Annotated in this window: 13 protein-coding genes; 7 read left to right on the top strand and 6 right to left on the bottom strand. The window is 44.8% G+C overall.

The features are described 5' to 3' along the window. Window positions 1-335 precede the first annotated feature (335 nt). The 4 genes from ACM0OZ_RS46510 to ACM0OZ_RS46495 all read right to left on the bottom strand — a co-directional run bounded on the left by ACM0OZ_RS46510 (window position 336) and on the right by ACM0OZ_RS46495 (window position 4,205). Entirely contained in the window at window positions 336-521 is a 186-nt protein-coding gene (locus tag ACM0OZ_RS46510) for a hypothetical protein (RefSeq protein WP_414589756.1), read from the bottom strand. A 96-nt stretch (window positions 522-617) separates the two neighbouring features. Further along, a complete protein-coding gene (locus ACM0OZ_RS46505; RefSeq protein ID WP_414589755.1) occupies window positions 618-2,129 on the bottom strand; it encodes a group II intron reverse transcriptase/maturase in 1,512 nt (503 codons plus the stop codon). 511 nt (window positions 2,130-2,640) lie between these two features. Next, complete coding sequence (locus ACM0OZ_RS46500; RefSeq protein WP_414589754.1) at window positions 2,641-3,012, bottom strand: hypothetical protein; 372 nt, start codon at window positions 3,010-3,012, stop codon at window positions 2,641-2,643. Between the two features lie 470 nt (window positions 3,013-3,482). Next, window positions 3,483-4,205: a hypothetical protein gene (locus ACM0OZ_RS46495; protein ID WP_414589753.1), complete on the bottom strand. Its 723-nt coding sequence runs from the start codon at window positions 4,203-4,205 to the stop codon at window positions 3,483-3,485. A 140-nt stretch (window positions 4,206-4,345) separates the two neighbouring features. On the opposite strand from ACM0OZ_RS46495, the gene ACM0OZ_RS46490 reads away from it, so the two are divergent. The 5 genes from ACM0OZ_RS46490 (at window position 4,346) to ACM0OZ_RS46470 (ending at window position 8,292) form a co-directional block, all read left to right on the top strand. Then, window positions 4,346-5,152, top strand: a complete 807-nt coding sequence (locus ACM0OZ_RS46490) for a peptidoglycan-binding domain-containing protein (RefSeq protein WP_414589752.1) — start codon at window positions 4,346-4,348, stop codon at window positions 5,150-5,152. Window positions 5,153-5,547: 395 nt separating this feature from the next. Then, window positions 5,548-6,075, top strand: a complete 528-nt coding sequence (locus ACM0OZ_RS46485; RefSeq protein WP_414589751.1) for a hypothetical protein — start codon at window positions 5,548-5,550, stop codon at window positions 6,073-6,075. Window positions 6,076-6,165: 90 nt separating this feature from the next. After that, window positions 6,166-7,140, top strand: a complete 975-nt coding sequence (locus ACM0OZ_RS46480; protein ID WP_414589750.1) for a hypothetical protein — start codon at window positions 6,166-6,168, stop codon at window positions 7,138-7,140. 13 nt (window positions 7,141-7,153) lie between these two features. Continuing rightward, window positions 7,154-7,309, top strand: a complete 156-nt coding sequence (locus tag ACM0OZ_RS46475) for a hypothetical protein (RefSeq protein WP_414589749.1) — start codon at window positions 7,154-7,156, stop codon at window positions 7,307-7,309. Window positions 7,310-7,728: 419 nt separating this feature from the next. Continuing rightward, on the top strand, window positions 7,729-8,292 hold the full coding sequence (locus ACM0OZ_RS46470; RefSeq protein ID WP_414589748.1) for a hypothetical protein: 564 nt from the start codon (window positions 7,729-7,731) through the stop codon (window positions 8,290-8,292). Window positions 8,293-8,396: 104 nt separating this feature from the next. On the opposite strand, the gene ACM0OZ_RS46465 is transcribed toward ACM0OZ_RS46470, so the two are convergent. Both ACM0OZ_RS46465 and ACM0OZ_RS46460 read right to left on the bottom strand, forming a co-directional pair. Then, a complete protein-coding gene (locus ACM0OZ_RS46465) occupies window positions 8,397-8,603 on the bottom strand; it encodes a hypothetical protein (protein WP_414589747.1) in 207 nt (68 codons plus the stop codon). Between the two features lie 11 nt (window positions 8,604-8,614). Continuing rightward, entirely contained in the window at window positions 8,615-8,821 is a 207-nt protein-coding gene (locus ACM0OZ_RS46460; protein ID WP_414589746.1) for a CopG family transcriptional regulator, read from the bottom strand. A 141-nt stretch (window positions 8,822-8,962) separates the two neighbouring features. Between ACM0OZ_RS46460 and ACM0OZ_RS46455 the strand changes: the two genes are divergently transcribed. Together ACM0OZ_RS46455 and ACM0OZ_RS46450 are read left to right on the top strand one after the other, a co-directional pair. Continuing rightward, window positions 8,963-9,163 carry a hypothetical protein gene (locus tag ACM0OZ_RS46455; RefSeq protein ID WP_414589745.1) on the top strand — a complete coding sequence of 67 codons (201 nt, stop codon included), beginning with the start codon at window positions 8,963-8,965 and terminating at the stop codon, window positions 9,161-9,163. Window positions 9,164-9,252: 89 nt separating this feature from the next. Then, window positions 9,253-9,603 carry a hypothetical protein gene (locus ACM0OZ_RS46450; RefSeq protein ID WP_414589744.1) on the top strand — a complete coding sequence of 117 codons (351 nt, stop codon included), beginning with the start codon at window positions 9,253-9,255 and terminating at the stop codon, window positions 9,601-9,603. Window positions 9,604-9,647: the final 44 nt, after the last annotated feature.

The following is a 9,647-nucleotide window of genomic DNA, read 5'->3' as shown; positions in this document are numbered from 1 at the left end:
GTCAGAAAAAGCGTGAAGTAATTGCGATCGCCTACCTTCAAGGAAGAGACAAAGGCAATCGCATAGCTGCATAAGTTGATGCTGCCTGCAATTAATAATTGTCATCTGGGTGCGTCATTAAGTACCACCGCTAAAAAGCCCCTCTACCTCACGAGAGGGGCTTTTTTTTCGGACAACACCGCGATCATCGCACCCAACTGCATAAGTCTCGTTTGCTTACATTTAAGACAAGCCAATGTCACATTCTATTACCCCTTCCCGGAAGGGGCTTTTTTTTCGGGCAAGAAGACGATTGGCTCTGCCAGCGCAAAAAGGCTCTAGCCTCCTAGATTCCTCTAAGAGAAGCAAACAACCCAAACCAGTGGATTGGCGTCCCAGCTTTCCGAACCATTAATCGACTGCCACAACATCTGAAAAACCTCTTTAGCTGTACGAGCGTTGTAGTGAGCGTTATCTTTTGGGATGTGGATTGTATAGCGGTTTAAGCTATTACCGCGAATCTCCTCGATTCCCTCTGCCAAGGCGTCTTCTGGTAGAGTCGAGAGGAGCTATTACGCTCCGTCCCTCTCTGTTAGATCCGGACGTGCAACTTTCGCTGCATCCGGCTCCCGATGTTCTTAGCTTTCGCTTTTGCTCATGTGGATGTAGTCGTGACAGCTTTCGTGTACAGCCAGTAGGTTTTTAGGCTTCCAGTTGTTGTGGTTTCCATCTACGTGATGTAAATGTACTTTCTCTTCACTAAGCATTTTTAAGCCACAGTGACCACATGAATGGTTTTGCCGTCTTAAAGCTCTAGAGGTTTCTCCTTCGTAGAGTTTGCTGTTACGCTCACTCCAGTAGGTTATGTTTCCGTCGTACGGCGATTTAGCGCCTTTGACGTTGACGTGTTTGTTTTCGGAGTAAGGAACTGCTGGGAACGCCTTTCTTATCAGGCTTTCGCTTGATTTCTGGTCGTTCTTTGCTTCCTTGTTGAATACCTTGAACGCCCTGTGATTGATGTGCCACAAAGAGAATCTTGAGCCATCCATCTTGCAGTAGCGATGGTAATTCCTCCAGCCTCTAACCAAGGGAGCTAATTTCTCAGCTTTTACCTTGGAACCATAGTTCGAGTTGTTGACGATTGCTTTTACTTTCTGACGAAAAGCTTTGAAGTTATCCATTGAGGGAACACATCGAAACTTTCCGTTGCTCTGCACTTTGAAGTGCCAGCCAAGGAAATCAAAGCCATCTGTCGTGGCGGTTATCTTGGTCTTGCGTTCGCTGACGTTCATTCCTTTCTCCGCAAGGAACTGGCTGATTTTTCCAAGAATCTCTTTCGCATTTTCATTGGGTTTGAGGATAATTACCATGTCATCTGCATATCTTACAGATGGGTGGATTGCCTCGATTCCATTGAGCGCGATGTTAGCTAATAAAGGACTTACCACACCGCCTTGGGGAGTCCCTTGTTCAGGAAACTCAGGATTTGTACCTGCCTTGAGGCAGCGGAAGATACCTCTCTTCATGCCTGCTGGGGCAATGAGGTTATCCATTATGGTGTTGTGGCTTATCTTGTCGAAGCATTTTTCGATGTCGAGTTCGATAACTCGCTTAGTTATTCCATTTGCCTTTGAATTAAGGTTTGAGAATAGAATCTTTTGAGCATCGTGTGCTGAACGTCCTGTTCTAAACCCGTAACTTCTGGCATGGAAGGTTGCTTCATGTGCTGGTTCTAAGGCATATTTCGCTAGGCACTGCCATGCTCTGTCTGCCATAGTTGGGACTTTGAGTATTCGGGTTTTTCCGTCCTTCTTGGGGATAGGTATCTCCCGTAATTTGTTATGATGCCAATTAATAGCGTTGGTCTTGAGGGTTTCCTCAAGCGCAAAGCGTTCTTCTAAGTTGAGGGACGCTTTGCCATCAACACCCGCAGTCTTTTTACCAGCATTTAGCTGAGATACTTGTCGAATCGCCAGTAATCTCGCTGAAGTGGATTTCAGAATCAGCTTTTGCAGTGACCGCGCTCTCCGCCTGTCGCCAACTTGAACTGCTTTGTACACTCGCTTTTGTAGGCGGAACAAGTTCTTGCGGAATTGCTTCCACGGTAACTTGCTCCAAGATTCACTAGTTTTGACACTGTGTCTAATCATGCGCTAACTCCGGTTTGTGTATTCTGAACATCTCCGACCAATTACGGTCTGTCCTACCCGAATTGAAAGGTTTCCGTCGCTCGTCTGACCTACTTGAGGTTCGACCTCCTCAAGACTCTCAACTCGTTTTTCTTCGTTCCCCAGATGAGATTGTTTGTACCGTTAGGTGGAGCCAATTCAACCGCTAGAACCCCTTACTCTTGCCGCTTGTCAGCGAATACATCGGCGGGATTTTTACTCTAGCGAAGTCAGGGTTTTTAATGTTATGCCCTGCCTTGATATGGGTTGCTTTTCTAGGTTCTGTTTCACCGTGGGTACTCCCTGTTAGCGCCAGTGTCAACTCATAACAGTTGTCTGATTGCGCCCTGTTCCCGGCTTCGCTCTGTAGAATTCCGAGTCTACTCGGCGTGGGCAGATGAGGAGTCACCTCTGAGTTTGAGGGGAAGGGCTTTCACCTTCATCTTGTCTGGAGTTCAACCATCGCTGGTTGGGTAACTTATGTACGGACTGGTTACCGTGATTCAGTTACCAACGAATCGCACTCGCTAATATCATGCAATCGTTCAGTGCGAATTTGAGAGACTTTTAAAAAGATTCGGGCTGCATCCTTGGGCATATGGATTGATGGCTTCCAGTTTCCGCGTAACCCCATTGGCGGGTTCTCCTCGCAATAATTCGCTTTGTAAATATAGTCTCCAGAAAGCGTTTGTGACCAGGTTTCCCTTACCCATAGCTCTGTACCCACCTTGCCGTATGGGCATTTTGCATCGGATTGAGATTTAACAATGCGTCTAGTTTGGCTCTTTTTACCCTCTAGAATTGCTCTTACCATTGGGGTTGAAAAGAGAATCGGTTTCTGCTCTTCTGTTGTTATAATTTTCATACTTGCATATTGACTAAAGGTACCCCATGAAATTAGTTGTGCGTTTCTGGGGTGCCTTTATTTTAAGATTTTGGCAATTACAAATCAATATTCTAAACTCTTAAAGCCAGTTTTTATTGGGGCGAACGCATCCATCCATTTGCTCAAAAAAATATCCCGTGTCAACCACACGGGACGACCCTTCATACCATAAAAAAATCCAAGACTATCAAAGCATTTACTCACCCTTTCGGCAAGTTTCCTCTGAGAAAATGAATCAAAAAAAATACCAAGCTTTATTACTTGGTAGGTCGGATTCTATCAGCGTTTCCCTTCATTAATCTTTTTTTAATCCATCTCGACTCAAAATGCCAAGTATTTCTCAGAGGAAACCTTAAATAGATAAACCCCCTTAAGGTTGCGGTAAGGGGGCTTTGGTAGTACACCATCTTACAGGCAACCAAACTAGCACAGATGGTAAGCTATGGCAACTAATCAAATATAATCTGATACTTTTCACTAAAACTATAGAAAAGCGTACTAATTGCACTGGCAGCCCTTTGCAATTTATCTTCATAAAAATAAAGCTGAAGCGAATCGGGCTGCTTATAGAGAGCGATCGCAGCGGTAACCAATCTTTTATTCTGGCTCGTAAAGACTGGACATACGCTGAAATGCGTAGATTGAAAATCATACACACCGCGCTTAAGCTGCTCTAGCACTGGTTTCTGAATCTCACCACTCAGGCAAGAACCATCATTAAGCTTAGCTTGAAATTCTCCCTTGATACTGTTGAAAGCTCGTTCAAATACGTCCAAGTAGGAGTATTTGTCAACGGGTACTGACCATGCCCAAAACATTAGCCTAGTATCTTTAATGTTTTGAGATTGCACAATATTATTTGTGGAATTATCTATCAATGCTACGAGGAACGTGGCGCGAACATTGGGGTCTGACTCCCTCAACTGTGATATTTCTTCATAACTTTGACGAAAGTTCTTTATCACTTCAGTATGAGTCAACAGTGGTAACTCAATTTGCTTACTTAATCCAATGCGATCGCCTAAAGGCGTGTCCTTCATTCCAAAAACTATTCCCACTACCAGCACTGATAAGAAAGATAGTCGAATTATCCACGCAAGAGTAGATAAATTGTGGTTGGGCAGAAGGGATTTAATCACATCTAGAAAAGCATTGATAATTTTTTCAATCATGGGAACGCACCTGACATTTAGAAAAGCTTGAGTTAGCATGGTGTCCAAGACCTGAAACTCTTCAAAAATCACCATACAACCCTGAAATTTAGTTGCGGCGCTTAATAAGCTTTAAGTGCCGCTTTACATTAGGAGGATTCATGAACAATAAAGAAGCCCAACAAATACTAATTAATCAAGGATTGCTCGACCCTCCGGCAGATGGTAAATGGGGCAACCTCAGTAAAAGTGCTTTGATGAAATTTCAAAAGCTTACTGGTGTCCCCGAGCCAGACGGGATTCTCGACGAAGCGGCTAAAACCTCTTTAAGGCTTGCGCCACCATTGCCACCCATTGAAGCTGAAGGGCTGATGGAAAAAATCATCAGCTATTACCAAAAGCACAATTATTGGATAGCTCGGGGAAGAGATGTTTTCAATATCGTATATATAGAGGGGATGTACCCAGACGGAACCCTCAATAGTGACCGATTGGACGAGTGGAACGACACCCGCGCTTTATTCCAAGTAGATGATTCTGGCAAGGCTCAAATAGTAGAAGCGTGGGCAGCGACTTGTGAGCCTGGTGCTTACTACACTTACCACCGAATGAATCCAGCGGGAGCCGCCAGGATTCAATTCGGTCAATATTGGGCGTGGGCTGTGGGGATGCATGGGAATTCGCGACCACATGAGGCATTGGTTCAAGTCGCTGATGTCAAAGTTTGTCGAGATGACAACGAGGACGGGTTGCGGATTGGTGATGCGGTCGCGGAGGGTCGTTATGGAGTTAACCAACACGATGGATCTGATATGGATAAAGTTGGTCGAGCGTCTGCCGGATGTCTTGTCGGGAAGCTTATTGAGGGACAGAGGAAGTTTATGAGCCGGATTAAAAGCGATCGCCGATATCAGGCAAGCAACGCTTATATTTTTTGTACAGCGGTGATTCCAGGGGATAAGCTCTAACAATGCAAAAAAACTCAGGCATTCTTCAACACCCGAGTTTAAAAAATGGAAGCAATGATTTACAGCCCACTATAAACGATTGTTTTGCAGTATTCGTTGGGTGCGTGAGCCTCAAAAAAACGAGCGTCAAAACAGTGAACAGTGAACAGTGACCAGTAAACAGTAAACAGTACCAGCCGCCAGTGAGAAGATTGACTTGGGACATCTTGATACTGCGGGTACTTGGTAACTGGTAACTGATAACTGATAACTGGTAACTGATTCGGTCAAACTAAAACAAGCCCCTATAATAAATTAAATCGGCATCTGGGAGAGATACCGATTCGTGGGGTAAGTGGTGATTGATTTACCTAGGAGAACAGGCAAAGCACGATTATAACTCTAGGAAAAGAAAAATGCCCATCACCTTAGATAAACCCACCATCACCAGTTTAAAGACTTACAAAATTATCTCTGAATTCGAGTACACCTACTTTGGCTTGCAATTACTAAAAGACCCAACAAACAGCAGCCAAGACATAGACACGGACGCCTTTGAGTCTGATTGGGGCGTCTCCAACACCAACCTGATGAGATATCTGCAAACGCTAGAGACTCGTAAAGTACTGAAAATCACCCCAGGACCTGTTCAGGTGACGTGGGGACAGAACGAAACAACTACCATATCCCGAGAAGAAGTCCTTAGCATGAAAAAGGACGGAATCATCAACTCAACGGCATATATCTACTACGCACTACTCCTAAATAAAGGTGGCGGATTGGTTCAAGGAGTCGAACCCACTGACTATTCAGTGGCTCCTTGGAGTATTCCACCTGCGACCCTACTCCAAGAATTAACAAGCCTCAGCCAAAAAACGAACGACGACGGGTCAAAAGTCCTGTCTCTGGATTTAAGTAATGTAAGCGTCATTTGGCTTATATAAGCGTCCAAGGCTGATCACGTTGTCACCTGTGGTCAGCCAGATTTTTTAACTTTAAGCTTTTTAAAGAATATGGTAGACCTTACGCAATACATGGCTAAGCTTTATGATTTAGATTTACTAAATCACTCATTTTTCATTTTTCTAAAACTGCGCTCGCTCTTGACGAGTGCAACAACTATTATTGACCTTGGTGACGCTCTTGCTGATGATTTCTCTTACATAGATACTTTCAGACACTCCTGTAAATTAGCAAAGAAGGATTTGATAAAATTCCAGCCACTACCTACACTTAAGCTTCGTCTTGTGTCGTACGCAAGGATGAGTGAAAAAGAAGTGAAAGCATCTTATGAATCAATTGGCAGTACAGCTTACCTATATAATGCCATTCAAGCCGAAACTAATCTTGTCGGTGGCGGGTATGTTTACATAAATCCAGCTTTCCTAAAAAAGTGGAATCTTTCAGAAAGCCAAATAATAGAAGATTTGCCAAAAATCCTGGAGCTTTATGAAAGATTCAGGACGACCGATGTTCAGAGCCAATTATTAATGAAGTGGCTGCCAACCGCGCTAGGTTTTGACCTTAAGTCCATATCCCTAGAAGATTTAAAAGCATTATATAGTCTTGGGCTAGCAAAAAATGCTTATATATTTTGGGTTCTTCAAGAAGAGTCCATCTCCAACCTTGGGCAAATAGATTTAAAATCTCTTTCTAATGCTACAGGGGTAAGCATTCGTGATTTCATCTCAAGTTTGTCTACATTACAGAAAAATAAAATATTAGATTTTAGTATTGAAAATGTAGAAATCTTTTGGTCGAAATTAAAAATACCAGAGGTTTCAGAGCTTAGCATTATTGGAGAAATGCTTAAGCCAGAAGCAAAAATACTATATCAATTCAAAGCAGAGCCAGAACCATTAATTAATGTAGCTTCATTCTGCAAAGCCAATGCAATTACTGAATCAGACTTTTATATATACCTTAGTAAATTAAAATCCAAAGATATCTTGGATTACTCCGTAGATAACATGGCTTTTAGCTGGAGATATTCTTACTCACCTCGGTAAGAACAATCCAAAAATGCGAAGCCTGCAGGGCGGGCGGCTACGCCATCGCCTATTTTTTTTGACAAGCCTCATTGAAAAGCGATCGCAAACAAACTCGTCATCCGGACGCGGACGCGGCACAACTCGCAATGGCACGCCCATTCATCAGGAGTGCCGCCCGGCTTGTTGATGGTAACTTCGCGCTCGAAGACTCGCGCCAAGCGAAAAAAATATTCATACTTCCTCAAAAAAAGTCCCACTGGCAATCAAGCTGAGGTGGGCGTTGTTCACGAGTCGCCGAAGTTAACTCTCAAAAAGTTCGCTTGCTCGTTCGGTCGGCGCGGTCGTTCGTCTGCGGCGGGTCGCACGCCACACCACACATCTATTCATAAAATCCACATCTATATATAGTGTGGCGGCGTCCGCCTCCGAACTTCACGCCGCGACTCATCCGGGTGAAAGCTTTTAAAAATTCTTCAACAGAGGAATGACACGACTAGTCGTCGTCGCAGCTGGCGGTCATGGTTGCGTTGGTCGCTTTTATGGTTGTAATGTTTGTTTAATGCCCGTATACGCTCTATAATATATTTAGTTTCAGTTCTCCGACCAATGCTGCAATCAATCTTTTCTCAGTTCAGTTGCTTTGGGTTTTCCGGTTCTCGGCAGTGTCCTGCGTCGTTTGCTCCGTTGGCAGCTGCTGCCAAATTTGTCTCCGCCGGCGATCGCCTTCGGCACTGCGCTTCGCGCAATCGCGTCCTGGTAGGGTGTGCCGCAGGTGTTGATGCGTTCTTCCGTTCCGCGTTCCCGTCGGCTGAGGTGTTCTCGGTCGCCTCTGGTCAATGGGGTGTCGGTCGTGGGGCGTTCGCTGGTCGTTCCATTGCTTGCGTCTCGGCGGTCAGGTCTGGTGGTGGTTTGTGGGTTTCTTTCCCGTCGTCACCTTGTCCCGCTGGTCTGTCCCCTTCCGCTTCCAGTTCCCGGTGCTTCTCTGGTTCCCGTTCCGGTTCTTGGGCATCACTCGCTCTTGCCCTTGGTTCTGGTGTTCCGTCTCTGGTGTTTTTGGGTTCGCTACCGTGTCCAGTCGGTTGGGGTTTGTCTCCGGTTCCGGCTTCTCCCGGTTGGTTTGGCTGCTCCTCAGTTTTCGGGCACGCTCCGGTTCAACTTTCTTTGTTCTAACTTTTTTCGTGGGGTGGTCACGCTGCCCCACTAAAAAAATATGGTGTGGCATACAGCGCTACACCATATTTTTTTAACAGTTACCAGTTATCAGTTATCAGTTATCAAGTATCCGCAGTATCAGTTTCATCCTCCGGGGGAAACACCACACCAATTGGACCAGAGAGCCTTGGTGGTGAGCCACTGCGGTCTTGGGGTTTCCCCAAGTAGAGCAAGTGGCGTTCGCGAAGCGTCTCCGAAGGAGATACCCGGAGGGCGGGTTTAAATCCCCCACCATAGCAGGCGTTACTGCGGCTGCTGGTACTGTTCACTGTTTTAATTCCTAGTTTGCTTGCTTAAGCGCCTCAAGAATAGCATTTCTGCAAAATTCCCTATAGCGATCGCCTCCCATTGCTTTAATTTTTTCTAATTCGCTTGCAGAAAATCTAATAGCAACTACCTGATCACGCGTCTCTTTGTTGCCAAAGTCAAACCTGTACTTTGTGCCAAAATCGGGGTTTCCTCCCGGTCTGCCTCTACCTGCTCCCATTTCCCTTCACCCTTACCCTTATTTTTCTACTCTCATGCTAGCGCGTATACGAGCTAGAAAATTATGAAGTTTTTGTAGAGATATCTTATTTTAGCTTGTATACATACTATAATAAATATAGTTCAATGTTCGACCAAAACAATGAAAGATTCAACCTCTCCCGTATCAATTTTCATCCCTGCAATCAACGATTTTGTTGAGGTTAAGGGTGCAGTATCTCAGGTCATTGATGGTAAAAGCTATCTACGGCTGATTTGCGTGTCCTCTATTGGCGCTAAATTGTTGGTCAATCCAAGCGATTTAGAAATCTTCTTTGCTCGTGGCGGTGGCGTGCCGTTCTAAGAAGAAATCGGGTAGCTGTTGCCAGCTACCCGTAGACATAAACATTCGGTTACGCAAACATTCACTAAAAAAAGGAAGCGCTTCGACCAATGACTAGATTTTCCGCCAAAGCACACACACGCACTGACCGCAACTATTCAGCTTTTCATCAATCATTGCTTCATGAAAACAACGCCCTTGACTACGCTTTGAGACACCTCTACAGCCTTGAAAACACTAAACATTTACTGGAGAAATGGGGATGGACACCAGACCAAATCAAGGCAGGAATTGACCACGCAACCATAGAAGTTTGTGAAAAAATTGTATATCTGCATATTCCGGGCATCATCACAAAGCGAAATGAACCTGTAAAGATTCGCGGTATCAGCAGATTTATTGCGAAGTGTGACTATGTACAAGCGTTGATTGACCGCTGCTGGTCAAAGGCTGACCCCTAGTGCGATTCGTTACTAGCTGAATCGCGGTAACCAGTCCGTACATA

The organism is Scytonema sp. PCC 10023, from assembly GCF_963920835.1.
Classification (GTDB): Bacteria; Cyanobacteriota; Cyanobacteriia; order Cyanobacteriales; family Nostocaceae; genus Kalymmatonema.
The sequence above is the reverse complement of the archived record's forward strand: the minus strand, read 5'-3'. Positions and strand labels throughout refer to the sequence as shown.

Coding starts and splice junctions, on each gene's coding strand:
- ACM0OZ_RS46470 (WP_414589748.1), top strand. CDS start 7,729: ATGCTGCAATCAATCTTTTCTCAGTTCAGTTGCTTTGGGTTTTCCGGT.
- ACM0OZ_RS46505 (WP_414589755.1), bottom strand. CDS start 2,129: ATGATTAGACACAGTGTCAAAACTAGTGAATCTTGGAGCAAGTTACCG.
- ACM0OZ_RS46480 (WP_414589750.1), top strand. CDS start 6,166: ATGGCTAAGCTTTATGATTTAGATTTACTAAATCACTCATTTTTCATT.
- ACM0OZ_RS46490 (WP_414589752.1), top strand. CDS start 4,346: ATGAACAATAAAGAAGCCCAACAAATACTAATTAATCAAGGATTGCTC.
- ACM0OZ_RS46455 (WP_414589745.1), top strand. CDS start 8,963: ATGAAAGATTCAACCTCTCCCGTATCAATTTTCATCCCTGCAATCAAC.
- ACM0OZ_RS46450 (WP_414589744.1), top strand. CDS start 9,253: ATGACTAGATTTTCCGCCAAAGCACACACACGCACTGACCGCAACTAT.
- ACM0OZ_RS46500 (WP_414589754.1), bottom strand. CDS start 3,012: ATGAAAATTATAACAACAGAAGAGCAGAAACCGATTCTCTTTTCAACC.
- ACM0OZ_RS46495 (WP_414589753.1), bottom strand. CDS start 4,205: ATGATTGAAAAAATTATCAATGCTTTTCTAGATGTGATTAAATCCCTT.
- ACM0OZ_RS46485 (WP_414589751.1), top strand. CDS start 5,548: ATGCCCATCACCTTAGATAAACCCACCATCACCAGTTTAAAGACTTAC.
- ACM0OZ_RS46460 (WP_414589746.1), bottom strand. CDS start 8,821: ATGGGAGCAGGTAGAGGCAGACCGGGAGGAAACCCCGATTTTGGCACA.
- ACM0OZ_RS46475 (WP_414589749.1), top strand. CDS start 7,154: ATGCGAAGCCTGCAGGGCGGGCGGCTACGCCATCGCCTATTTTTTTTG.